Raw genomic sequence first — 25508 nt, 5'->3', positions numbered from 1 at the left:
GCATCGATTCTATCAAAGTGCCGGGTGCGCTGCCGAGCGTGGCCGTGCCGCGACCCAGCGCCACACCCGGTGAAGCTGCTACTGCACGCCGGCGAGCCGGTATCCGACACCCGTCTCGGTCACGATATGCTCGGGCTGCGCAGGATCGCGCTCCAGCTTCTGTCGTAAATGCCCCATGTAGATGCGCAAGTAATGATGGCTCTCCACATGGGAAGGCCCCCAGACGTCGCGCAGCAATTGGCGGTGCGTCAACACGCGGCCGGCATGACGCACCAGCGTGACCAGGAGCCGGTATTCGATCGGCGTCAGATGCACCACCTCGCCATCCCGGGTCACGCGGCGTGCGGTCAGGTCCACGACGATGCCGCCGAACTGTACTTGTGGCGTGTCGTCTTGGCCCCCGCGATTGCGCCGGCGCAACTGCGCGCGGATCCGCGCCAGCAGCTCCGACACGCCGAACGGCTTGGTCAGGTAGTCGTCCGCCCCCGCATCCAGCGCGGCCACTTTCTGCTCCTCCTGACTGCGAGCGGATAACACGATGATCGGCAGATCGGTCCATCCGCGCAATTCGCGGATCACGTCCAGGCCGTCGGTATCGGGCAGGCCCAGATCCACGATCACCAGATCCGCCCGGCGCGTGGCAGCCTCGACCAGCCCCTGCCGACCCGTGTCCGCGTCGAATACCGCCATGCCCTGCGCTTGCAGCGAGGTGCCCACGAAACGGCGGATTTGCTTTTCGTCCTCGATCAGGACAATTGTCACGTTCGGCTCGCTCATGATTTCGGTGTGATCTCGTCAACCGCATGCCCGCTGCGCGCTGCGTCGGCATCCTGTTCCAGCGCTTCGCCGCCGCCCGGAGGTACCTCATCGGCCGGCAACATGAACCAGAAGCGCGCCCCCAGCACGCGGCCTTGCGCATCAACGCGGTTTTCCGCGCCGATTCGACCGCCGTGAGCGTCGACGATGGCCCGGCAGATCGCCAACCCGAGGCCGATGCCGGGCTTGGCCGATTCCTTTTCGCCACGCGTAAACTTGTCGAACACGCGCGCTTCCATGCCCGGCGGCAGACCGGGGCCGCTGTCCTCGACCGCCACTTTGACATAGCGGCGCGCGCCGTCCTCGACCACACCCGCATTAATCGACAATGGCGCGCCGGCCGGCGTGTACTTCGCGGCATTCTCGAACAGGTTGGCGAACAAATGCTCTATCAGCACCGGATCGAGCCGCAGCAGCGGCAGCTCGGCCGGCACGCGCGCGTGCACCGGATGGGCGGCCAAGCTCCGGTGGCATGCGGCGAGCGCGGCGCCCACCATTTCCTCGAGCATCAACCACTGGCGGTTGAGCCGGACCGCGCCGGCCTGCAACCGGGCCATATCCAACAAGTTGGTCACCAAACGCGTCATGCGCAGCGCTTCCTCGTGGATTGCCTCGATCAGGTCGCGCTCGGCCTGCGGCCGAGGCGGCGCACCACCGCCCTGCTGCTCGGCGAGCATCGACGCAAAGCCGACGATGGCCGTCAGCGGCGTGCGCAGGTCGTGCGAAATGGCCGACAACAGCGAGTTGCGCATCCGCTCGGACTCCATGCTGACCAGCGCGTCCTGCGCGATCTCGACGTAGTGCACGCGCTCCAGCGCTAGGGCGATCTGCGCGGCGAATGTATCAATCATACGACGCTGCTCGGGCACCGCCAGGTCCTCAAAGCGCGCCGCCACCAATGCCAACACGCCGCGCGTGCGCATCGGCGCCTTTAGCGGCAGATAGAGTGCGTCGGCGGCCGGCAACGTGTCGGTGCCGTGCCCAGCTGGCTTTTGCTGGTCGTAAACCCATTGCGCGATATCAGTATCGAGTGCCGGTGGCTGCAGCATGATCGCCGGATCCGGCTCCTCGACCTTCTGCCTGACTTTGTCGTTGCTGTCCGGCAATAAGATTGACACGTGCGCCTGAAACACTTCCGCGACATGCCGCATGCCGATTTCGATGATCTGGCCGGTGGCAAGCGCCGCACCCAACTCTCGCGTCATCGCGTACATCGCGCTGGTGCGCCGCTCGCGCAGCGTCGCGATACGCGCCTGCCGGCGCAGACTCGACGTCAGATGACTAATCGTCAGCGACGTGAGCAGCATCACGGCGAACGTCAACAGGTATTGCGTGTCAGACACCGACAGCGATATACGCGGTGGCACGAAGAAAAAGTCGAACGACGCGACGCTGAGAAACGACATCAGCACACCCGGACCGCGCCCCAGCCTTGCGGCGGCAAAGATCACACCAAGCAGGTACAGCATCGCTAGATTCGCCAGATCGATCCGGTGCAGCAGTTCGGTCGCCACCACCGTGATGCCGGCACTGATCGCCGCCGCATACGTGTAGTGACGCAACGTCGAGCGGCGCTCGTCACCCAGCGACGACGCGAAGCTGCGCACGTCGCCGCGTGCACCACGCCGCTCATGCGCGCGGCCAGCGCCCACCAGCGTCACGTCGATGTCGGACGCTGATTGCAGCAACCGCTCACCGACTGACGGAGCAAGCCAGCGTCGCGTGCGCGGCATGCCGGCGACGAGCCTAGACACGTTGCGCATCCTCGCATAAGCCAGCAGCGTGCGGGCCGCGTCGGACCCATCCAGTGTCACCGTTTCGGCGCCGAGTTCGGCGGCCAATTTCAACGCATCGAGTGTGCGCTTTCGGACGGTGTCCGGCAGCCGTTGCAGCTTCGGCGTCTCGACATAGACCGCCAGCCAATCCGCCTTTAAGGTCGCCGCGAGCCGCGCAGCCGCGCGCACCAACGTCGCGCTTTCCGAGCCCGGGCCGACACACACGATAATCCGCTCGCGCGCGTGCCAGACACGCTCGATCGACTGGTCCGCGCGATACTCGCGCATCTGCGCATCCACCCGATCCGCGGTGCGTCGTAACGCCAGTTCCCGCAACGCAATCAGGTTGCCCTTACGAAAGAAATGGCGTACCGCGTGCTCTGCCTGCTGTGGCAGATAGACCTTGCCATCGCGCAGGCGCGCGAGCAGTTCGTCCGCGGGCAGATCCACCAGCGTGACCTCGTCCGCCAGATCGAATATTCGGTCCGGAACCGTTTCCCATACACGAATGCCAGTGATCTGGCCAACCACATCGTTCAGGCTTTCGAGATGCTGGACGTTGAGCGTCGTGTAGACGTCGATCCCAGCATCCAGCAGTTCCTGCACATCCTGCCAACGCTTCAGGTGGCGCGCGCCGGACACGTTCGAATGCGCAAGCTCATCGACCAGGATCAACTGCGGCCTGCGTGCCAGCGCCGCGTTCAGATCGAATTCCGGCAACACCTTGCCGCGATACGGATAACGGGCAACAGGAATCGACGGCATTCCATCGAGCAGCGCCACGGTTTCCCTGCGTCCGTGGGTTTCCGCCACGCCGACCACGACGTCGACGCCTTCGTCGCGGCATCGCCGTGCCGCCTGCAGCATCGCGAACGTCTTGCCCACGCCCGCCGATGCACCGAAAAAAATTTTCAGCTTGCCGCGCTGTTTTTTTTCCTCCTCGCGTTGCAGCTTATCGAGCAATTCGTCAGGGTCGGGGCGTTCCATTCGCGTATTGAAAGTCCAAAGCAGGCCGCGCCTGCGCGCGGGCTCCAGTATGCCCGAGCCCGAGAACCGGAGACGATCTTTCACGCAAAGCCGGCCCGGCACAAGCGTGGTTGCATAACGCACGCGTGCCCAAAAACGCATCAAAGGTGAAGCAGGCGGCGCAAAATCATGTCAGTGTACGCTCACATATGACTGATATGCTCATCTCATCCGCCAAGTCCTGTCTGCTTATCAACGGCCACAGACACACACGGCGGCCGTTGCGGTTGAATCAAGGCTCACCGTTTATAGACGGCCCCCGCGAGCCCATCGCGACTGCCCGGTACTAGGAGAGATAAATGGACACCGATGCAAACGTTTCGGTTGCAGCCCTTGAAGCCGCTTTATCCGTGACACGAGAGGAACGACAGCATCAACCGATGCACGAACCCGGGCCGGCGTCACTGATTCATGCACACTTGCAGCCCCGCGTGGGTGTAGCAGGTACGCGAGCCGCCACCTATTGCGACTTGCCCGACGAGTTGATCATCCAAATCGGCCGGTATCTGGACACCCGCGACCTTTGCCACCTGTCGATGGTCGAGCGGCGCACCCATGCCGTATTGCGCGAGCAGGCCCTATCCAAGCGCCATGCCGACCAAGCCAAAACCGTAGTCAGCGCCGCTGACGTACAAGCGCTAGTGGCACAGCTCGAGCATGATATCGTCGAGCGACCTGGGCTGCGCGTCACCCCAATTTTGACACTGTTGGCGCAACTGCTGCGCCAAAGGTTTCCCAAGCGCGAGCAAGCAGCAGCCTTCGAATCGGTATTCACCGCTGCCGCGGGACTGCCTACCGCAAGTTATGCGGTCGTCAGTAGGGCCGTGGTTACCACGTTGAAATACCTCGATCCAAGCGTTCGCGCCAACGCGTACGAATTCTGTCACGCGCATGTGTGGCAGCGCCATCCGAGACCGTCGCACTATGGGTCCGCCCTCGCATCACAATTGCACGTACTGCCGCGCGAACGGTTCATCCAGCGATACGATGAACTCGTTGCATGGATCCCGCAGCTTGACACGGCCGAGCGGACGACGCTGATCAGTGCGCTCGCGGTCCAGTTGCCGGCATTCGTGTACGGATTCAATGTACGCGATGCAGCGACGCTACATCAAGCCACGCAATGGTACCGCACGTTGCGGCAAGCGCTGTTGGACCTTCCACCGTCCGACCAGGGCAAGGCGGTGGCGGCACTGTGTGTCGCCCTGCCTGCGTTGGGCCGTCAGACAAGTATCACGGAATATGGGCAGATTCGACAGATCGCGATGTCGCTACCGCAACCGGCGATGGCCGAAGCGTGGCTCGGGCTGCTCCGGGCATTGCCGATGTTTCCGGCGGAACTGCAGCCGGCACAGTTGTACTCCCTGTACGCGATGATCGAGCGCTGGCCGTCGCAGTACTCTGCTTTCGCCGCGCAGACGCTGCTGGAAAGCGTCCCGGCGTTGCACGTCGACACGCGAGCGGCGGCCTGGCACAAGGCAATCATGCTGCTACCGCTCAACACGAGCGAGCGAGAGGAGGATGTCATCCAGCATGCGCTCGACCAGATTGCGTTCCTGCGCGCCGATGAACGCAGTGCGGCACACGCCGCGATCGCACGCCTCATCGACGCCGGTGACAATGCCGATATGGCGCTAGGGCAGCAAGATTGATGAGCCGGTCGTGCGCCGGCCCTCCAGATCCCGATGTGCATCGGCCGCGTCGCACAACGCGCCGAAGCAGGTACTGCGCCGTCATGCCTTGCAGCATCATGGCGGCCCCTTGCTCGTACGAGATCGACTGCGGCAGCTTGACCACGCTGGAGGCGGCGATCACACGCTCCTGCGCATAGGCGCCAGGCGGGCGCGCCGCATAGGCGATACGTTCACCCGGCGCGAAATCGGTGACGCCGGGGCCGACGTCGACCACTTCACCAGCGGCCTCCATGCCCAGGCCCGCGGGCAGCGGCTGCGGGTACAGGCCGGTGCGAAAATATACATCGATGAAGTTCAGGCCGACTGCGTGGTGGCGCACGCGGATCTCGCCCACGCCGGGTACCGGCACGTCGACGTCAACCCACTGCAGCACCTGCGGTCCGCCGGTGCGCTCAAAACGAATGGCTTTAGTCATCGTGGCTCCTGGTGGCAAATCGATTCAGGCCGGCGCATCCAGCCGCTGCACGAGCCGCTCAAGGATCATCCGCGCCGTGGACATGTTTGTCGCGCACGGCACGTTGTGCACGTCGCATGCGCGCACGAGCGCGTTGATATCCGGCTCATGCGGCTGCGGCGTCATCGGGTCGCGCAGGAAAATCACCATGTCGATGCGACCTTCGGCCAGCTCCGCGCCGATCTGCAGGTCGCCCCCATGCGGGCCCGACAGCTTGCACTGCACCGGCAAGCCATGCCGGTGCGCGATGCGTGAGCCGGTCGTGCCCGTTGCCACAAGCTCGCAGCGACTGAGCACGTGCACATATTCGCCGCACAGCGTGACGATGTCGTCTTTCTTGTGATCGTGCGCGATCAACGCGATACGGGTGGTCATGGGCGCTGTCCTCCGGTGGATGCTTCGAACGGGATCGGCGATGCGTACGCGTTAGAACGTGCCAGGGTACGCGCCGCCGTCGATTAGCAGGTTCTGGCCGGTGATATACGACGCGTGCGCGCCGCATAGAAAGGCGCAGGCCGCGCTGAACTCCGCGCTGTCGCCGAAGCGGCCGGTCGGTATCGCCCTCTCCCACTGGCTCCGGAATGCGGCCGGGTCGATGCCCTGCGCGTCGAGCGTATGCCAAGCGCTGATTGTATTGGAATCGGCTGTATCGCGTTGACACGCACCACCGCATTGACAATCACCTTGGGATTGGCGCCAATATTTGGGTAAACTGAATCGGTATGATGCTTCGCCGCCGTCCGCGCCACGCCACCCTCCCGCCGCCATGAAACAAGACAGCCGATTCCCGAACCTCTTCATCCTCAATCACCCGCTAATTCAGCACAAGCTCTCGCACATGCGCGACCGGGATACCTCCACGCGCACCTTCCGCGAGCTGCTGCGGGAAATCACGCTGCTGATGGGCTATGAGATCACCCGCGATCTGCCGCTGACCACGCGCCGCATCGCCACGCCGCTGGTCGAAATCGACGCACCGGTGATCGCCGGGCGCAAGCTGGCGATCGTGCCGGTGCTGCGCGCCGGCGTGGGCATGTCCGATGGGCTGCTGGAGTTGATTCCGTCGGCACGCGTTGGCCATATCGGCGTATACCGAGCAGACGATCATCGTCCGGTCGAATACCTGGTGCGGCTGCCCGACCTGGAGGAGCGCACGTTCATCCTGTGCGACCCAATGGTGGCGACCGGCTATTCGGCGGTGTACGCGGTCGACGTGCTGAAGCGCCGTGGCGTGCGGGGCGCCAATATCCTGTTCCTCTCCCTCGTTGCGGCTCCTGAAGGAGTGCAGGTATTCACGCACGTGCACCCCGACGTGAAATTGTATGTCGCAGCGCTGGACTCACACTTGGACGAGCACGCGTACATCGTGCCGGGCCTAGGCGACGCGGGCGACCGGCTGTTCGGCACCAAGAATTAGGGACCGGCACCGCACGGCCTAGGCCGGAGAGGGCCGAGGAGCGGGCGGGGAAGCAGATCACGGCATGGGGTCGGAAGCCACATTGCGGCCGCACGGCTTGTAGGCGTAGCCGGCATGCTAAAATTGCGCCTTTCCGTCGAACGCCCTTGCCGCGTCGCCCTTTGCGCGCGAACGCGACGCGCGCACGGCGGACAGCAGGGCGCGCGACGTACGCTGTCGTCCCGATGGCGCCGCGCGCCAGGGACTTCGCCACGACACATCGATATTGGAATGAATGATGCGCGCGTTGCGTGCGCGGTCGGAGAAACCATCATGGCTGGTCACTCGAAATGGGCCAACATCAAGCATAAGAAAGCCGCGGCAGATGCCAAGCGCGGCAAGGTCTGGACGCGGTTGATTAAGGAAATCACCGTGGCGGCGCGACTGGGCGGCAGCGATGCCGGATCGAACCCGCGCCTGCGGCTGGCGATCGACAAGGCAACGGACGCCAACATGCCAAAGGACAATGTTAATCGCGCGATCCAGCGCGGCGTAGGTGGCGTCGAAGGCGCGAATTACGAGGAAATCCGCTACGAGGGGTACGGCATCGGCGGTGCAGCGATCATCGTCGACACGATGACCGACAACCGCACGCGCACCGTCGCCGAAGTGCGCCACGCGTTCTCCAAGCACGGCGGCAATCTAGGCACCGACGGCTCAGTCGCATTCCTGTTCGCCCATGTCGGTCAGTTCCTGTTCGCGCCTGGCACGCCAGAGGACAAACTGATGGAGGCGGCGCTTGAGGCCGGCGCCGACGACGTGACGACCAATGACGACGGCAGCATCGAGGTAGTGTGCTCGCCGAACGATTTCGCACAGGTCAAAGCCGCGCTCGAGGCCGCAGGCTTCAAGGCAGAACTCGCCGAGGTCACGATGAAACCACAAACCGAGGTGGAGTTCACGGGCGACGATGCAGTCAAGATGCAAAAGCTGCTCGATGCGCTGGAAAACCTCGACGATGTGCAGGAGGTTTACACGAACGCGGTCATCGCCGACTAGTCACGGCTCGCGCAGAAGATTTTTTGGCTTTTTCGAGGATATCCATGAAGGTATTGGTCGTCGGCTCCGGCGGTCGCGAACACGCACTCGGGTGGAAGCTCGCCCAATCGCCGCGCGTCACCGCGGTCTACGTGGCGCCGGGCAATGGTGGCACGGCGCTGCAGGAGCGCCTGCACAACGTCGATATCACCGACCTGCACGCATTGGCCGACTTCGCCGAGCGCGAGCAGGTCGCATTCACCGTGGTCGGGCCCGAAGCACCACTCGCGGCAGGCATCGTCAACCTGTTCCGCTCGCGCGGCCTGAAGATCTTCGGGCCGACTCGCGAGGCGGCGCAGCTTGAAAGCTCGAAGGATTTCGCTAAGGCGTTCATGAAGCGCCACGGCATTCCGACCGCCGAATACGAGACGTTCTCCGACGCGGCGGCGGCGCACGCGTACGCCGAGGCAAAGGGCGCACCAATCGTGATCAAGGCGGATGGACTCGCGGCCGGTAAAGGCGTAGTGGTGGCGCAAACGCTGGATGAAGCGCACCGCGCGATCGAGATGATGCTCGCCGACAACAAACTCGGCGACGCGGGCGCGCGCGTGGTCATCGAGGAATACCTGCAAGGCGAAGAAGCCAGCTTCATCGTGATGGTCGACGGCAAGCACGTGCTCGCGCTGGCGTCGAGCCAGGACCACAAGCGGTTGCTCGACGGTGACCAAGGTCCAAACACCGGCGGCATGGGAGCCTACTCACCGGCACCGATCGTCACGCCGCAATTGCATGCGCGCGTGATGCGCGAGATCATCCTGCCAACCGTGCGCGGCATGGAGCACGAGGGCCTGCGCTATACCGGCTTCCTGTATGCTGGGTTAATGATCGACGCACAGGGTAACCCGAAGACACTCGAGTTCAATTGCCGGATGGGCGACCCGGAGACGCAGCCGATCATGGCGCGGCTCAAGGGCGACTTCGCCCGTGTCGTCGAGCATGCGCTCGCCGGCATGCTCGACACGGTCGAACTCGAATGGGATCGGCGCACGGCGCTGGGTGTCGTGCTCGCAGCGCACCAGTATCCTGACGCGACGCGCAAAGGGGACCGCATCGATGGCATTCCGGCGCAGACCGAAACGGCCGTCACATTCCACGCGGGCACCGCGCTAGTCGACGGCAAGCTGGTCACCTCGGGCGGACGCGTGCTGTGCGTGGTTGGGTTGGCCGACTCGGTGCGCGAGGCACAGTCGATCGCCTATGAGACAATCCATCATATTCAATTCGATGGCATGCAGTATCGCCGCGACATTGGTCACCGCGCCCTGAACCGCAAGCACTGATCCGCAATGAGCCGTCCGTTCGACCCAGCCACCCCGTCCTCCGTTCCGGCTTCGGCCAGCGCGCCAGCGCGCGGCACAGCCGCCGGGCTCGGCGATCTGGCACCGGTGCGCAACTATTTGCTCGCGCTGCAGCGCCATATCGCCGATACGTTGGGCCAACTCGACGGCAAGCCATTCGACACGCATACGTGGCGCCGTGAACCGAGTGACAAGCTCCAAGGAGACGGCTGCTCGCGCGTGATCGAGGACGGCGAATGCTTCGAGCGCGGCGTGGTCGGTTTCTCGCACGTAAGCGGCGCCGCATTGCCTCCGTCGGCCAGTGCCGCCCGCCCGCAACTGGCCGGGCGCAGCTTCGAGGCGATGGGGGTGTCGCTGGTGCTCCATCCGCGCAATCCCTATTGCCCGACCGTGCACATGAATGTGCGGCTGTTCGTCACGACCCACCCGGACGAAGCGCCGGTGTTCTGGTACGGTGGCGGCATGGACCTGACGCCGTACTACGGGTTCGAGGAGGACGCGCGGCATTTCCATTTGACGTGCCGCGACGCACTGGCTCCGTTCGGCGACGAGTGGTATCCGCGCTTCAAGCGGTGGTGCGACGAGTATTTCTACTTGAAGCACCGTGGAGAGCCACGCGGCATTGGCGGCATTTTTTACGATGACATAGCGGAGTTAGGCTTTGCGCGCGGCTTCGAGATGACGCGCAACGTCGGAGACGGCCTGCTCGCCGCCTATCTGCCGATCATCGAGCGGCGGCGCGTGATGCCTTATGGTGAGCGCGAACGGGATTTCCAGGCCTACCGGCGCGGCCGCTACGTCGAGTTCAATCTCGTCTTCGACCGCGGCACGCTGTTCGGCCTGCAAAGTGGCGGGCGGACCGAGTCCATTATGATGTCGATGCCCCCGGTAGCGAAATGGCGCTACGATTGGCATCCGGACGCCGGCTCGCCTGAGGCCCAGCTGTATCGCGATTTCCTGGTCGTGCGCGACTGGATCTGAAGCGCGGCGGCCGCCACCCGATCGCATTGCTTAAGGACGCAGACCTGAGTTCGCCGAACCCATCATCGCCGGACGCCATTGACACGCCCGCCGCGCCCCTTCTGCCTACACGGATCGGCATCCTGGGCGGCACGTTCGACCCGATCCACGTCGGCCACCTAGCGCTCGCGCGCCGGTTTGCCGAATCGCTTGGGTTGAGCGAACTCGTGCTGCTGCCAGCGGGGCAACCGTGGCAAAAAAGCGACGTATCGTGCGCGCGGCATCGGCTCGCGATGACTCGCCTGGCGGCGGCGTCGCTGATGCTACCCGCCACGCGGGTGAGCGTCGCGACCGATGAAATCGATCATCCCGGCCCGACGTACACGACTGAGACGCTGGCCGCATGGCGTGCGCGCCACGGCGCGGCGGCGTCGTTGACGCTATTGATCGGGGCCGACCAACTGGTCCGCCTGCATACGTGGAAAAACTGGCGCCGATTATTCGAATTCGCCCATGTCGGTGTCGCGACGCGTCCCGGATTCGACCTATCGCAGGCGGATGCCACGGTGCTTGACGAAATCGAGCGCCGCAGCGCGTCGGCCGACACACTGCGTGCGACGACCCACGGCCATGTCCTGCTCGATACCACGCTGTCGCTGGACGTCTCGGCCACGAACGTGCGGCGGTTGCTACGTGAACGAGCGTGTGGCCGCCTTGAGGCAGTCGCCAGCGTGCCGGACGCGGTCTGGCAGTACATCCGTCAACATCATCTGTATCAGACATAAACATGGATATCCGCAAATTGCAACGCGTTATCATCGACGCACTCGAGGACGTCAAGGCGCAGGACATCCGCGTCTTTAACACCAGTCACCTGACCGAACTATTCGACCGCGTGGTCGTTGCAAGCGGCACCTCGAACCGGCAAACCAAGGCATTGGCCAACAGTGTGCGCGAAAAGGTCAAAGCGAGCGGCGGTGACATCGTCAGCACCGAAGGCGAGGACACCGGCGAATGGGTGCTGGTCGACTGCGGCGACGCGGTCGTGCACATTATGCAGCCCGCGCTGCGTCAATACTATCGACTCGAGGAAATCTGGGGAGACAAGCCGGTGCGCGTGAAGCTCGGCGGCCAGGCCGGCACGCAAGACAGCGGCCCAGTCGCGCCGGGCCTGGCGACGTGACATGTATGGCGGCGGCAGCCGCGCCCAAGCCATTGGCATGAAGCTCCATATTGTCGCAGTCGGACACCGAATGCCGGACTGGGTTGCGCGCGGCTTTGACGAATACGCGAAGCGCATGCCGCCCGAACTGCGCATTGAATTGCGCGAGATCAAGCCGGAACAACGGGCATCGGCACGCGCCGCAGCAAGCGCGATGGCGGCCGAGCGTACGCGCATCGAGGCGGCGCTGCCCAAGGGCGCGCGACTCATTGCGTTGGACGAACATGGCCTTGACTGGACCACGATGCAGCTGGCACAGCAACTGCCGCGTTGGCAGCAGGACGGCCGCGATGTGGCCTTCGTCATCGGCGGCGCGGACGGGTTGGATCCGGCTATCAAGGCACAGGCCGATCTACTGCTGCGACTCTCCAGCCTGACGCTGCCCCACGCCATGGTCCGCGTGCTGCTGGCGGAGCAGCTTTACCGCGCGTGGAGCATCACGCAAAATCATCCTTATCATCGGACGTAGCGGTAACGTCTGACGTGTCCGCTTGCCAACCACCCGGGCCGCCGGCGAGCGGCACGGCCCTTCTCGTCCAGGTAACCATGTCCACTCCATCATCGCTCGATCCGGCGGCGTCCAGCCCGTTGACACACAAGGCATCCGGCGCAAACAGTGCCTGCCCTGTCACGCCGCGCCATTCGTTTATTTATCTTGCGTCGCAAAGCCCCCGTCGTCGGGCGCTGCTGGAGCAGATCGGCGTGCGCTTCGAATTGCTGCTCGCACAAGAGCACGAAGATGCCGAGGCACTGGAAGCCGAACGGCCGGGCGAATCTCCCCAGGACTACGTTGTACGCGTGACGCTGGCCAAGGCAACGGCCGCTGGTGCACGCCGGAACCGACTGCTGGCCCGACAACGCGATGCAACGCCGGCGCCGATTCTCGTGGCCGACACCACTGTGGCGCTCGATGACGAAATCCTCGGCAAGCCGAGCGACGTCGATCACGCGTTGCAGATGCTCAAGCGCTTAGCCGGCCGCGAACATCGGGTATTGACCGCCGTCGCACTGGTCGGCGCTGATGCCACTGTCACCAGCGCACTGTCCGTGTCACGCGTGTGGTTTGCCGCGGTGGGCGACGCATCGCTGGCGCGCTACGCGCGTAGCGGCGAGCCCCTCGGCAAGGCAGGCGCCTACGGTATCCAAGGCCGCGCGGCCGAGTTCGTCGAGCGGATCGACGGGTCCTATTCAGGTATCATGGGCTTGCCCCTTTTCGAGACTGCCGCGCTACTACGCGCGGCCCGTGTGGCGTTCCAATAAATCATGAACGAAGAAATCCTGATCAACGTCACCCCACAGGAAACCCGCGTCGCGATCGTCCAGCAAGGCGCGGTACAGGAGCTTCATGTCGAGAGAACGTTGTCGCGCGGTCGCGTCGGCAATATCTATCTCGGCAAGGTCGTGCGCGTGCTGCCCGGCATGCAATCGGCATTCATCGACATCGGGCTCGAGCGCGCCGCGTTCTTGCACGTGGCCGACATCTGGCACCCCCGGCTCGCGTCGGATGCGGCGGTCAGTGCGCCGCAGCAACCGATCGAGAAAATCGTCTTCGAAGGGCAAACGTTGATGGTCCAGGTGGTCAAGGACCCGATCGGCACCAAGGGCGCACGCCTGTCCACGCAGATCAGCATTGCCGGGCGAACGCTTGTCTATTTGCCACAGGAGCCGCACATTGGCATCTCGCAGAAGATCGAAAGCGAGGCGGAACGCGAAGCGGTCCGTGCCCGGCTAACGTCGGTGCTGCCGGCCGACGAAAAAGGCGGTTATATTGTGCGCACGATCGCCGAGGATGCGTCCAGTGAGGCGCTGTCCAACGACGTTGCTTACCTGCGCAAGACATGGGCCACGATCCAAGCGCAGGCGACGCGGATGCCGCCGACGACACTGCTGTACCAGGACCTGAACCTAGCGCAGCGCGTATTGCGCGACTTCGTCAACGACGAGACGACACGGATCCAGGTCGATTCCCGCGAGACATCGCAGATGCTCGTCGAATTCGCCAATGAATTCACGCCGGCTGTCGCCGCTAAGCTGCATCACTATACCGGTGAGCGCCCGTTATTCGATCTGTACAACATCGAAACCGAGATCCTGCGCGCGTTGTCCCGCCGCGTCGACTTGAAGTCCGGTGGCTACCTGATGATCGACCAGACCGAAGCGATGACGACAATCGACGTCAACACGGGGGGCTACGTCGGCGCGCGTAACTTCGACGACACGATCTTCAAGACCAATCTCGAGGCCGCCCATACAATTGCTCGGCAATTGCGGCTGCGCAATCTCGGCGGCATCATTATCATCGACTTCATTGACATGGAGAATGGCGAGCATCGCGATGCGGTGCTTGGCGAGTTGAAAAAGGCACTCAGCCGAGACCGCACACGCGTCACCGTCAACGGCTTCTCGCAGCTCGGTCTGGTCGAGATGACCCGCAAGCGCACGCGCGAATCGCTTGCGCATCTGCTGTGCGAACCCTGCCCGGTATGCCAAGGCAAGGGACAAGTCAAGACGGCGCGCACGGTATGCTACGACATCCTTCGGGAAATCCTGCGCGAGTCCAGGCAGTTCAATCCCCGCGAGTTTCGCGTCGTTGCCGCGCAGCAGGTGATCGACCTATTCCTCGAAGAAGAATCGCAGCATCTGGCGATGCTGTGCGACTTCATCGGCAAACCCGTGTCGCTGCAGGTCGAGTCCAATCTGAGCCAGGAACAGTACGACATCGTGTTGATGTAGGGTGACCCGTCGGCGCGAATGCGCCTTCTACTCCGGCGGGACGGTCTTGGCGTCGGAACCATTCAATTCATTGACCTGATCGCCCTTACCCAGTTGCCCAGCGTTCGCTCCGAGACGGCCAGTCTGCGGGCTATCACGCTTACGCTTTGCCTGCCCTCGAATCGCCGCGCGACCGGCGCCAGGGACTCCTCCGCACACATCTGCCTAGGCAATCTGAAGATTGCTTCTTCCTTTAGGGCGGCTTCATACGCGAACTGCTGCAAGCCAAGTTTCGGCAGCAGCGCATAATAACGACATAGCTCGCACGGCTGCAATGCAGTGCCATTCGTTATGGAAATAAGTCATCCTGCTTATCTCCCATTGATAAAGTATATTTTACTGTCGAAAGCAACCATTAATCAACATCCTCGCACGCCCTCCATTTGATGAGTTATGCATATTTTCCATAGCATTTATAGAGATCGTCCGCGTGGCAAGAACATTACTATGTACCAAAAAAAGCAAATCATGTAGACTATTTGTTCACCCTGAGAGTACGCTTGATAAACAACCGGTCCTGCATACCTTCTCCTGCCATGCAGCATAAACCACAGGATAGAGACAATAGGGATAGAGCGGCCTCGTGTTTTTAAAACCTTGTTGCACAATAAAACCGCATGCAAAGTGAAAAAGCATTGACTGTACTACTGTGGATTGTGGGAATCGGGTTCTTTATGCAGACCCTTGATTCTACTGTGCTGAATACTGCCCTTCCGGAGATAGCGAACAATCTTGGCAGACATCCATTGCATATGCAACCGGTCGTACTCGCTTACTCGTTGGCGATGGTTATGGTCATCCCAGCTTCCGGCTGGCTGGCGGATCGTCTAGGTACACGGTGTATATTTCTCATAGCTGTTGCCCTTTTTACAGTAGGCTCAATCGGTTGTGCCATCTCACGCACCTTGGACGAATTGGTGATGGCACGGGTCGTTCAAGGCTTGGGCGGCGGCATATTGCTGCCCGCTGGACGACTGGCCATTCTAAGAACGCATCCTCCAAGCCAGTACTTGCATGCATTGGGCTTTGTGGCGATACCCGGGCTTCTTGGTTCAGCTCTGGGACCAGCGTTCGGTGGCTGGATCGTATCACTTGCTTCCTGGCGATGGATTTTCTGGGTTAATGTGCCGATTGGCATGACGGTCCTCATAGCCGCTCAGATAGCCATCCCAAATAACAAGCTACCGGCACAGCGCTTTGACCTAAATGGCTATATGCTGTTTGCAGCATGCGTGCTGACGTTTTCATTAGCGCTCAATGGCTTGGCGAACCACCATCTGTCCTTTGCCGTCGTTTTGGTATTGCTGGGAATCAGCTCGGTGACATTGATTGCCTATGGTCGACATGCGGCGCATACGGATCATCCGCTTTTTTCTTTTAGCCTGTTCACGGTACGCACCTACCGCATAGGTCTGCTCGGCAACGGGCTGACACGTATGGGCGGAGATGCGCTACCTTATATGATTCCGTTGCTGTTACAACTAGGCCTTGGTTACGCCCCTTATGAGGCCGGCTTGATGATGCTGTCTATGGCTTTGGCTGCCATGGGAGCCAAGCGGTTTGTTAACCCGCTCATCAAAAACTATGGTTATCGTCGTATCCTGGTTGGTAATAGCTTGCTGATAGCCAGCATAATCGCGAGTTTTTCATTGGTTTCGCCAGAGCAACCGGTTTGGCTTCGTGTAGTCCAGTTGGCTGCTTTTGGTGGGTTTTATTCAATACAGGCGACCGCAATGAGTGCGGCCACACTTAAGGACTTAGTTGGCAGAGGCGCCAGCAGTGGAAATGGTCTATTTGCGACCGTTCAAATGCTCGCGATGAGCCTAGGTGTAACTGTCGCGAGTATTTTATTGGACCTTTTTCAGTCACTGCTCACCATGCAGGAAAACGATAGCTTATTGCCCGTCTTTAAGGTTACTTTTATTTGCTTCGGACTTATCACCGCAGGTTCAGCCTACATATTTTGGCGGCTTAGGCCTAATAGAACAGTCAATGCGGCGCCGTGTTGCTCAAAGAATAAAAGGGCGCCTTAAAAAACGGATACCAAGCGCCACAAACTTTTCTCCTTCAGTCCTTCAGGAAAGGCATCGTCCAACGTCACGACGCGTCATTCTTCGAACGGCTCATCGCCCCGATGCTCCGGCACCTCTGCCCACTCCTCAGGCTGGCGCAGGGCAAGCATACCGGCGACGCTCTAAAGAGCGAAGCTTGGATCATTGCTGAGGAGATCAAGAGGCAACACGGCCGGTTGGACAGGATAGACGCCCGCGCGAACCCGTCCAGCCGGGCGCGGACTGCATAGGAACAGCCAAGGGCACAAACATTAAAACAGCAGCATGAGACGTTGATCGCTATAACTATTTTACTGGTCGGCGGCCCCCGTTGTAATTTTTATTTATAGAAGCTGGGTGGGGCAGTTTGGCAGCTCGTCGGACTCGTAATCTAAAGATCGTAGTTTTAAATCCTACTTCGGCGACCAAGAGCCGCAAAAAGCCCAGTTCCGCACCGAACCTGTATTTTAATAGCCTTGACCCTATTTAAAGAATGTTAGAGCTGAAGAAGTGATGCAGCTGCACGTTGCTGAGCCGCGAACCCATTCTTCCCGGATGTCATGGGACTGACGTAACTGCGCATCGAGTGTAGTCGATGCGCGTTGTTAAAGTGGGAGCAGTGGGTCACTTCTTCATTGCAGCACGCCGCGTCGCGAAGTGCCGGCCATGTACGCGTGTGACCTTCAGCGAACTGCAAAAACTTTCGGTTGCGCATTATCTCAGCAATCGCCTCGCCGGCTCAGCGACGAACATATACCATATGCCTTTAACTGCTCCTTGAGCAAGTCGCGCTCGACCTTCGTCACACACAGCTCGCCGCACAACGCGTCGTGCTCGGCAATGAGTGGGGCAAGCTCTTCGGCGGTAATCGATGCGAGTACCCATACCGACCTTTGTGCTGGTCGAAAATCAAGCCAATCCTGGCCTTCTTCAAGCTCGCATATTTATCCGCCATCTGCAGCGCCTTGCGCTGATAATAGAAGGTGCTGCGAGCAAGACCCGTGGCCTTGAGTAAGCCAGCGAGCGGATATTGTTGCCTTAGTTCAAGCACGATTCGGGTTTTTCCCTTGCGCTGACGGATTGCCGTGGTCAACTAACTTCAGACAGTCAGATAGTTTCTTTCTTTGCCAATTTCGCCTCGAAGGCAGCGGGTGACAGATAGTCCAATGTTGAATGCCACCGCGCGCAGTTGTAGAAGCTGACGATGTACTGGCTGATGTCACGCAGTGCCTCGTCGTGGTTAGCATACTGGCGTTGCCAGAAGCGTTCCATAATCGAATTGTCCCAACAGTTGCCCTTGCAACTCATGCTGCAGACGATGCGATGACGCGCCAGCAACGCGTGATACTCGGCGCTGACGTACTGTACTGACTTGCGCGGTCCAAACACAGTATTGTCAGCAGCACGTTGAAAATGGTTCTTCTACACTTTGTGTGAAGTTTGTACTGTGGATCAGCATCGATTCAACACGCGAGTATGAAGCAGCGGAAAGCCGGCGCAGCCATACATTTGGCACTTGAGGAATTTGAGCCGATTGATATGGCCTTCGACGATGCCGTTACTCTAGGGCGTTAGCAGTGCTGCATGTACTGCGTCGTAGTCTTGGCCGATAACTGCCGAGAATCGCCGCGTTTCCGGTACACCGCTAGCCTGCATCTGGCGCAGCCAGCTTGCCAACGCATCATGTGTGCGGCGCTTAACCATGTCGGTGAACTCGAGCGACAGCAGCCGGACCGCTACAATCTGGGGATTTCGCTCGCCGAGTTGTTGAACAAAGCGCTCGATGTGCTGCTTGTCGTCGTCGGTGAGCGACACCGTGTCTCGGCCCAGTAACCAACAGCCTACGCGGCGAGAGGAAAGCACCGCTCGCGGCACATATGTGCGTTGCTGCTGCGTGGACGCACAGACTTGTCACCAAGGCTGAAGGGCTTGGCGCACGATGCCGCAACCGCCGAATCCCTGAGCCGCGATCTCCGGATATAACCTTACCGCATTTTGACAGCCTTCACGCCAGGGCTGAGCAAGATAGGCTCGATAGAGACCAGCGTGCTGGTCGCTGGCGGGCGCTGCGTCCGTTCGGGAAACTCGCCGGCATGAATCCAGTAGCGGACCGTGCGCCGATCCAATGCCGTGACGCGTGCAATCGCGCGTATTGCTATCCCGCTTCGATGATGGTGCATAACCGATTCGTAGTGCGCAAGCCTCGCTTACCGACGCCTGTACTGCTGTTGTTTCGCTCGTGACGTTGTTGCCGCGTGCAGCGTATTCGATTCGATCGCCGTAGTATTGCCAGTCGCTTCAAGCACAACGTGATCGTCAGCTCTAAGCTGGGCAGCAAATCTCTCGCGTTCATCGCGGCGCGGTCCGGCACGGCCGCCGGCACGCACGACGCCGTCTTCCAAATACGCGATCCCGGCGACCGATCGCGACACGTCTAAACCAATGAAGCACATAAACGTTCTCCATGGAAAACACATCTGGAGCCGGTGGGACAGCACGACAACTACGGATTCGCGCTCATAGCGCAACCGGACGGGTCGCAGGAGCGGCTAATGACTAACACGAGCTCGCGGCTCATCGCATACGAGCGGCCTGCCCACCCGAAGTGCTCCCCGAGGCTCCTGTCCCGAATGGTCGTACCATACGCCTAAAACTGCGCGGTGGGAACACGCAGGGTATCGGTTCATATCACGCCAGTTACCAACGCCATCGAAATCATGCACATGCAGCTGCGCAAGATCGTAAAGAACCGCGGCCACTTCTCAAGCGACGAAGCCGCCAGCAAACTACTGTATTTGGCCTTGCGCAACATCGAAAAGAATTGGAAGATACCACTTATCACTTGGCGGCAAACCGCCATCAGTTCGCCATTGTGTTCGACGAGCGGTTCACCAGCGCCATGACCTAAGATTTTTTAACCGACTTCAGCACACAAAGTTCCTGACACCTCCGTGTCAGGCCGGATCGTATAGAATCCCATCTCTAAAAATTTGATAGCAGGCAGCTTGAACAAGGGCATCGTGGAAACTGTCACCGTACAGTGCGTATATAGTGCTGCGCACGTAGAACACATCGAAGAGTGTTTAATTCCGTCTCTGTCGCGGTCAACGTCACTTCATGTTAAGTTAATGACGATTAATTATGATCCGCAGAGCACGCGTCGCGTCGCATCAGGGAAGCGGTTTGGCATAGACGTTGTAGACATCCGGAACAACTCAACGGAGAAGACTGGTTTTTCGGAGAATCATAACACTTTATTCCGTGCAAATGATTTGCAGGATCACTTCGTCATCGTTAATCCAGACTGCATAGTCAATGCAGGAAGCATCGATCTGCTTATCTGGCGCAAGGCCTGTGCCCCTCGGATTGGCATCGTCGAAGGACGGCAATGGCCATTCGAGCATCCCAAGGAATACGACCCGCTGTCGCTTGAGACGCCATGGGCAAGTGGCGCATTCTCACTTATCGACGCGGGCTTCTACCGGTCAGTCGGCGGATTGGACGAAACCTACTTCTTGTACATGGAAGATGTCGACATTTCATGGCAGGCGTGGCTGAACGGATATTCTGTTCTCTATGAGCCCGCTTCAACGGTGGCCCACTTCTCGGGTGGCCGGTTCTATCGCGGCGACATCATTTCGCCGGAGCACTATCTAAGCCTTCGCAACTTCATCATTCTGATGAAGAAGTTTTTCGGCAACGATGGAGAAAAACGGGCCATTGGCATGCTCAAGAACTTTGGCGATCGCGAGCTTGCCTCCCTAGCAATTCACGAATACGAAACGCGCTTCCAGTCCGTTGTTAAACCAACCTACGCGGGTCGAAAGCACAAACACGTCAAGGTGCTTGGACTGAATCAATTCCATCGCTTGAGGCCGATATGATCCACGTCGTTGCCAGATCAGAAAAGGCTGGCGCCACATTTACCGCAAGCCATACGAGCTTCCAGAGCGCGATTATAGTCGAGACCGGCCAACGGTCGTACTTTGAACTTCTGAATCGCATTATCTCGGAATCCATCGAAGACTTCGTGTGCGTCGTTCACGACGACGTATATCTGTGCTCAGACTTCGATCAAAAAGTCCGTAACCTAGTTATCCAACTCGATAGCGAATGGCCAAACTGGGGACTTGCAGGCAACGCCGGACTGCTTCCTACAAAAGTGGGATATACAGCCAATGACGTGGTGCGTTACATTGCAGATCCGCATGGTGGCCCGAATTTGACCGGACATATCCTTCCGGCGATGAATATCGACGGGAATGTCATGTTGCTCAACATCAAAAAGATGCGCGAGCGCGGCGTCAAAGTTCCATCGTTCGACGGCTTTCAGCTTTACGACATCATCCTGAGCATTGAGACTATCAGCGCCGGACTAGCCGTTCTCGTTGCACCTCAACTTACCTGTTGGCACGGTAGCAAAGGCAACAAGCAAGAATTTGATCGTGCGAAAGATGCGCAGGCATTCCACGCATACCTCACAGGACGAATTCGAAACCGCCAACTTAAGACGTTGAATGGCAACATTCGAGTCGGCTTGTCAAGTCCGCTATTCCAATTTTCTTCCGGCATCGACGTCGAACTAGACAGCCTGCGTAACGCTGCTTCGGGGCACACATCGAAGAAAGTTGCGATCGTTACTCGTACGCAGTTCCAAAGGCAGGCATTACTCGAGCGGTGTCTGGACACCATTAACTCTTTTATCGCTGCGGCCGGCGATGCGACGGAATTTAAAAGTTATCTCGTAACGGATACAAATGGGGATGTGCCATCGTTCGTCCGCAATTCTACCGTTGTGCGCACCCGATATGAGGATGCCGGGGACACAAGGTACAAGCTCGTTAAGTTCGTCGCCGACAACATTGATGCAGATCTGTTCTGGTTTATTGACGACGATGATTGGGTACTGCCGAACGAAGCTGAACGACTCGCGCTCACAATCAATGTGATGCCGAAACGAAGCATCCTATTCATCGATTGCGAACATTTTAATGAACGCGCATTCCCTGCCGGAACGATCGATGATGTACCACGCTTTGCTTCCAGCCCCGGGAGATACTTCGATGGGTCGCGCTTCGTTGCTTCGTTATCCGGTCAAAACCACACACCATTTTGCGGCGTGTTATTCACGCGCGAAGCGTTGGAGCGCATCCCCTCGCAGGTATATCACACTGTTACCTACTACGAAGACTACATGACGATCCTCTACACACTGTTGAGCAAGGATTATCTTCCCGTCGTATGCAACAAACTCTTCGTGGGTATATCGATACGGGAATCCGGGCAGACAATCACACTCGAAGATCGTAGTAACTGGGATCGTTCAATGTCGGAAATGGTGTCGCACATCACCAACGCGCACGAACCAACGCCGCTTATATCCCTCGCGACACAGGCCATGCAGATCACGAATCAAAACTACTCGGCTGATGCGGATACTTTGCGCAATGAAGTAGAGCATCTTCGCAACTATCTTGAGTCAGTAAGGCGATCAACTTCATGGAGGATTACTAGGCCCATGCGTGCCGCTGTTCGCCTCGTGCGTGGCAAGTGGTCCATCAAAGATGTGATGGACCGCCTTCGCCAGAATTCTGCGTAGAAATCACTTCATGTCGCTGGGGCTTAAAAGGAGGTCCCATCAAACGAATATTCAACGTCTCAAAACACATCGGATGGGATCTCGATAGCAATAGCTCCTTGGGGCGGCTGCCATACCGACGCCCCCGGCACCACCGACAACAGCGGATGCAGACACACCCGTAACACCGCCAGAGCCTGCCGCACCTTTGCCTCTATCAACGTTTCCCGCACTGTTCCCAGTAGTGTTACCATCACCACCGAAGCCCCGAAGACCGAGCCCACCCTGGCCTGACGAAATCGTTCCCGAAACCAACTAACCGATAAGACTCAGTTGACGTTGCGATGCAATAATATTTGTAAGCGTTCATTGCCAGCCCTTTAGCAACGCCCTATTTGAGAACCACGCCAACCGGGTAAGGCCGCCGGCCTTCGTCCCATCGAGCTAGACGCGACAAACCATTACGCCATCTGTCTAAACGGCGTCACATTCCATTTCTCGTCGTGCATCCGGAGACGCGGGTAGATGGCCCACAACTCAAGCACCGCGCTCGTCATAATAGTTGTACTGGTCATAGATTGGAGCAGCCCCGTGAATCACCGGACACGGTTAGCCACTTAAACTAGCGGATAGGCATAAGACTGTGTTTGTGACTAACACCAGGCAGGAAGTGATGGAAGTGTTGAGGGGCCCTGAGCGGCGGCGACGCTGGTCGGCACAGCAGAAGCTGACAATGGTGCAGGAGAGCTTCGAGCCAGGGAAATCGGTCTCGATGGTCGCGCGCCAACACGGCGTGAATCCGAACCTGCTATTTCACTGGCGCAAACTGTATCAGGACGGGAGCCTGTCGGCGGTCAAGGCTGGCGAGGAAGTTGTACCGGCGTCGGAACTGGCCGACGCACTTAAGCAGGTTCGGGAACTGCAACGACTGCTGGGCAAGAAGACCATGGAGAACGAGATTGTGCGCGAGGCAGTTGAATACGGGCGAGCAAAAAAGTGGATTGCGCGCTCGCCCTGGCTGCCGGAGGACGACCAGTGAAGCAGGTCTGCGAAGTTCTCGGCGTGGCGCGCTTCAATGTGGTGACGAAACTGTCTCGTCCGGCACAGTGGCGGGATGGACGCCGGTGGCGACGGATGGACGATGGTGCTTTGGTCGAGAAAATCCGGCTGGTGGTGGCCGAGTTGCCCAGCTATGGCTACCGGCACGTCTGGGGCGTCCTGCGCCGTGAATGCAGTGGAGCCGGCCTGGCACCGGTCAACGCCAAGCGCGTGTACCGAGTCATGCGTACGCACGCATTGCTGATGCAACGAAGGCCGCAGCCACCTCGAGTGCAACGTCGCCACGATGGCAAGGTCGCAGTCGAACGCAGCAACCAACGCTGGTGTTCAGACGGCTTTGAGTTCCGTTGCGACAATGGCGAGGCGCTGCGCGTGACGTTCACGCTGGATTGCTGCGAGCGCGAAGCGATAAGCTGGGTGGCGACGACGGCTGGCTATAGTGGCGACGCGGTGCGTGATGTGATGCTGGCGGCCGTCGAAAACCGCTTTGACAATGCGCTACAAGCACCCTCGGAAATCGAGTGGCTGAGCGATAACGGCTCCGGTTATACGGCCGACGAAACGCGCCGCTTCGCAACCGAAATCGGTCTGAAGCCGCAGACGACGCCGGTGTGCAGTCCACAGAGTAACGGCATGGCTGAGAGCTTCGTGAAGACGATGAAGCGCGATTACGTAGCCTTTATGCCAAAATCGGATGCGGCGACGACCGTGCTCAATCTCGCCATGGCCTTTGAGCATTACAACGAGAAGCATCCCCATAACGCGCTGAAATATCGCTCAGCGCGCGAGTTTCGACGCACCGTGGATTCATCAACCGTAGTGTGAGGTCGTGTCCGGGACTACGGGGTCAACTCCACCCGCGAACTGCTTGAACGGCTCCAGGCCAAGTGTCAATGAAATGAATGGTGGGAAATGGGACAACGGTGCTCGTACTGCGGCAAAGCATTTGATTGCGGGGCGGACAATCCCAGCCGCCCCTGCTGGTGCGCAAGCTTGCCGCCGTTGCCTGCCCGCGCGCTGGATCCCGAGCAGGGCTGCCTGTGCTCCAGCTGCTTGGTGAACAAGCTCGCACGCATGCCGGTCGACGCCACCGCGCCGGACGAAGCGGACCATGTGAACCCGATCTGCCCCAACCAAGACTGCACCGGCTCAGAGGCTTCCTGAGGCGGCCACGCGCTCGTCCTGCTACGGTCACTGGCTTAAGCGTCGTCATGGTGGCATGCGCGTTGGTCACCGTAATCATTTGACCTACTCGTTAGACCCCGCTATAATCTTTTTCTTTCCAGACGCGGGGTGGAGCAGTCTGGCAGCTCGTCGGGCTCATAACCCGAAGGTCGTAGGTTCAAATCCTACCCCCGCAACCAAAGTTCGCAAAAAGGCCGGTTCCGCACCGAATCTGCGCCTTCTTAACCTTACTCATCTGTTTGACGAATCCGTTAGCTGAGAGAATGATGCGGCTGCACCTTGTTGAGCTGCGAACCTACTCTTCCCGAACATCGGGGCTGACGTAACCGCGCGTCAAGTGTAGTCGATGCGCGCGTTGTTAAAGTGGACCCAATACCACTTCATCCATTGCGGCACGCCGCGTCGCGAGGTGCCGGCCGGCACGCGTGCGACCTTTTCAGCGAACTGAAAATATTTTCGATTAGCGCCTTATTCCAGCATCGCCTCACCGGCTCGGCGACGTTGCGCTCGAGATAGCTGCGGCCTTTGTTGCATCAGCAATGCGTGCGTACGCATGACTCGGTACACACGCTTGGCGTTGACCGGTGCCAGGCCGGCGCCACAGCGTTCACGCCGCAGGATGCCCCAGACGCGCCGGTAGCCATAGCTGGGCAATTCGGCCACCACCAGCCGGATTTCTTCAACCAAAGCACTATCGTCCATCCGTCGCCACCGGCGTCCATTCCGCCACTGGGCCGGACGCGACAGTTTCGCCACCACATTGGAGCGCGCCACGCCGAGAACTTCACAGACTTGCTTCACTGGTCGTCCTCCGGCAGCCAGGGCGAGCGCGCAATCCACTTTTTTGCTCGCCCGTATTCAACTGCCTCGCGCAGAATCTCGTTCTCCATGGTCTTCTTGCCCAGCAGTCGTTGCAGTTCCCGAACCTGCTTGAGTGCGTCGGCCAGTTCCGACGCCGGTATAACCTCCTCACCAGCCTTGACCGCCGACAGGCTCCCGTCCTGATACAGTTTGCGCCAGTGAAATAGCTGGTTCGGATTCATGCCGTGTTGGCGCGCGACCATCGAGACCGATTTCCCTGGCTCGAAACTCTCCCGCACCATTGTCAGCTTCTGCTCCGCCCC

General features: G+C 59.8%; 19 protein-coding genes, 1 tRNA gene and 7 pseudogenes. 17 read left to right on the top strand and 10 right to left on the bottom strand.

The annotated features are described in order from the left end of the window. Positions 1–78: 78 nt before the first annotated feature. Together kdpE and RA167_RS03535 are read right to left on the bottom strand one after the other, a co-directional pair. A complete protein-coding gene (kdpE, locus tag RA167_RS03540) occupies positions 79–777 on the bottom strand; it encodes a two-component system response regulator KdpE (RefSeq protein WP_076786387.1) in 699 nt (232 codons plus the stop codon). After that, entirely contained in the window at positions 774–3578 is a 2805-nt protein-coding gene (locus RA167_RS03535; RefSeq protein ID WP_076787759.1) for a DUF4118 domain-containing protein, read from the bottom strand. Before RA167_RS03535 ends, kdpE begins: the two co-directional genes overlap by 4 nt. Positions 3579–3916: 338 nt before the next feature. On the opposite strand from RA167_RS03535, the gene RA167_RS03530 reads away from it, so the two are divergent. Then, positions 3917–5269: an F-box protein gene (locus RA167_RS03530; RefSeq protein WP_076786385.1), complete on the top strand. Its 1353-nt coding sequence runs from the start codon at positions 3917–3919 to the stop codon at positions 5267–5269. 58 nt (positions 5270–5327) lie between these two features. Here the strand turns inward: RA167_RS03530 and RA167_RS03525 are convergent. From RA167_RS03525 to RA167_RS03515, 3 genes and pseudogenes are all read right to left on the bottom strand, one after another. Then, positions 5328–5726: pseudogene (locus tag RA167_RS03525) on the bottom strand (alcohol dehydrogenase catalytic domain-containing protein); the annotation flags it as partial. Between the two features lie 24 nt (positions 5727–5750). After that, positions 5751–6140 carry a methylglyoxal synthase gene (locus tag RA167_RS03520; protein WP_076786383.1) on the bottom strand — a complete coding sequence of 130 codons (390 nt, stop codon included), beginning with the start codon at positions 6138–6140 and terminating at the stop codon, positions 5751–5753. A gap of 51 nt (positions 6141–6191) precedes the next feature. Then, positions 6192–6380: pseudogene (locus RA167_RS03515) on the bottom strand (SDR family oxidoreductase); the annotation flags it as partial. A gap of 151 nt (positions 6381–6531) precedes the next feature. On the opposite strand from RA167_RS03515, the gene upp reads away from it, so the two are divergent. From upp to mdtD, 10 genes are all read left to right on the top strand, one after another. Next, positions 6532–7182 carry a uracil phosphoribosyltransferase gene (gene upp / locus RA167_RS03510; protein WP_076786379.1) on the top strand — a complete coding sequence of 217 codons (651 nt, stop codon included), beginning with the start codon at positions 6532–6534 and terminating at the stop codon, positions 7180–7182. Between the two features lie 312 nt (positions 7183–7494). After that, positions 7495–8220, top strand: a complete 726-nt coding sequence (locus RA167_RS03505; protein ID WP_076786374.1) for a YebC/PmpR family DNA-binding transcriptional regulator — start codon at positions 7495–7497, stop codon at positions 8218–8220. 44 nt (positions 8221–8264) lie between these two features. Next, the gene (purD, locus tag RA167_RS03500) at positions 8265–9539 is read left to right on the top strand and encodes a phosphoribosylamine--glycine ligase (protein ID WP_076786372.1); all 1275 of its coding nucleotides are present in this window, start codon (positions 8265–8267) and stop codon (positions 9537–9539) included. A 6-nt stretch (positions 9540–9545) separates the two neighbouring features. Continuing rightward, positions 9546–10538 (top strand): oxygen-dependent coproporphyrinogen oxidase, encoded by a 993-nt coding sequence (gene hemF / locus RA167_RS03495; RefSeq protein ID WP_237574336.1) that lies wholly within the window; start codon positions 9546–9548, stop codon positions 10536–10538. Between the two features lie 44 nt (positions 10539–10582). Next, positions 10583–11302 (top strand): nicotinate-nucleotide adenylyltransferase, encoded by a 720-nt coding sequence (locus RA167_RS03490; protein ID WP_076787754.1) that lies wholly within the window; start codon positions 10583–10585, stop codon positions 11300–11302. Positions 11303–11304: 2 nt separating this feature from the next. Then, positions 11305–11700 carry a ribosome silencing factor gene (gene rsfS, locus RA167_RS03485; RefSeq protein WP_076786370.1) on the top strand — a complete coding sequence of 132 codons (396 nt, stop codon included), beginning with the start codon at positions 11305–11307 and terminating at the stop codon, positions 11698–11700. Positions 11701–11737: 37 nt separating this feature from the next. Next, positions 11738–12208 carry a 23S rRNA (pseudouridine(1915)-N(3))-methyltransferase RlmH gene (gene rlmH, locus RA167_RS03480; protein WP_076787752.1) on the top strand — a complete coding sequence of 157 codons (471 nt, stop codon included), beginning with the start codon at positions 11738–11740 and terminating at the stop codon, positions 12206–12208. Positions 12209–12285: 77 nt separating this feature from the next. Continuing rightward, positions 12286–12999 (top strand): Maf family protein, encoded by a 714-nt coding sequence (locus RA167_RS03475; protein WP_237574337.1) that lies wholly within the window; start codon positions 12286–12288, stop codon positions 12997–12999. A gap of 3 nt (positions 13000–13002) precedes the next feature. Beyond that, on the top strand, positions 13003–14472 hold the full coding sequence (gene rng, locus RA167_RS03470; RefSeq protein ID WP_076786367.1) for a ribonuclease G: 1470 nt from the start codon (positions 13003–13005) through the stop codon (positions 14470–14472). 656 nt (positions 14473–15128) lie between these two features. Further along, on the top strand, positions 15129–16544 hold the full coding sequence (gene mdtD / locus RA167_RS03465; RefSeq protein ID WP_076786363.1) for a multidrug transporter subunit MdtD: 1416 nt from the start codon (positions 15129–15131) through the stop codon (positions 16542–16544). Between the two features lie 514 nt (positions 16545–17058). Here the strand turns inward: mdtD and RA167_RS03460 are convergent. The 4 genes and pseudogenes from RA167_RS03460 to RA167_RS03445 all read right to left on the bottom strand — a co-directional run. Next, positions 17059–17332: pseudogene (locus tag RA167_RS03460) on the bottom strand (IS3 family transposase); the annotation flags it as partial. Between the two features lie 107 nt (positions 17333–17439). Further along, positions 17440–17625, bottom strand: a pseudogene (locus RA167_RS03455) (IS3 family transposase); the annotation flags it as partial. Positions 17626–17669: 44 nt separating this feature from the next. After that, a pseudogene (locus RA167_RS03450) lies at positions 17670–17927 on the bottom strand (IS3 family transposase); the annotation flags it as partial. A 198-nt stretch (positions 17928–18125) separates the two neighbouring features. Then, positions 18126–18377: a hypothetical protein gene (locus RA167_RS03445; protein WP_076786359.1), complete on the bottom strand. Its 252-nt coding sequence runs from the start codon at positions 18375–18377 to the stop codon at positions 18126–18128. Between the two features lie 884 nt (positions 18378–19261). Here RA167_RS03445 and RA167_RS03440 point away from each other — a divergent pair. The 6 genes and pseudogenes from RA167_RS03440 to RA167_RS03415 all read left to right on the top strand — a co-directional run. After that, positions 19262–19470 (top strand): annotated as a pseudogene (locus RA167_RS03440) (transposase); the annotation flags it as partial. A gap of 97 nt (positions 19471–19567) precedes the next feature. Continuing rightward, positions 19568–20446, top strand: a complete 879-nt coding sequence (locus RA167_RS03435; protein WP_139337077.1) for a hypothetical protein — start codon at positions 19568–19570, stop codon at positions 20444–20446. After that, a complete protein-coding gene (locus tag RA167_RS03430; RefSeq protein ID WP_076786353.1) occupies positions 20443–22161 on the top strand; it encodes a hypothetical protein in 1719 nt (572 codons plus the stop codon). Before RA167_RS03435 ends, RA167_RS03430 begins: the two co-directional genes overlap by 4 nt. 652 nt (positions 22162–22813) lie before the next feature. After that, a protein-coding gene (locus RA167_RS03425) for an IS3 family transposase (RefSeq protein WP_139337076.1) occupies positions 22814–24024 on the top strand; the annotation gives its coding sequence in 2 pieces (ribosomal slippage) (positions 22814–23138 and positions 23138–24024; 1212 coding nt in all). An 87-nt stretch (positions 24025–24111) separates the two neighbouring features. Then, entirely contained in the window at positions 24112–24363 is a 252-nt protein-coding gene (locus tag RA167_RS03420; protein ID WP_076786347.1) for a cysteine-rich CWC family protein, read from the top strand. A gap of 123 nt (positions 24364–24486) precedes the next feature. Further along, positions 24487–24563: transfer RNA gene (locus RA167_RS03415), tRNA-Met, on the top strand. Between the two features lie 292 nt (positions 24564–24855). Here the strand turns inward: RA167_RS03415 and RA167_RS03410 are convergent. Beyond that, positions 24856–25487, bottom strand: a pseudogene (locus RA167_RS03410) (transposase); the annotation flags it as partial. Positions 25488–25508 lie beyond the last annotated feature (21 nt).

Source organism: Mycetohabitans endofungorum (assembly GCF_037477895.1).
In the GTDB taxonomy this organism is placed as follows: Bacteria; Pseudomonadota; Gammaproteobacteria; order Burkholderiales; family Burkholderiaceae; genus Mycetohabitans.
Note: the sequence above shows the minus strand (reverse complement) of the source record. Positions and strands in the feature narration are given on the sequence as shown.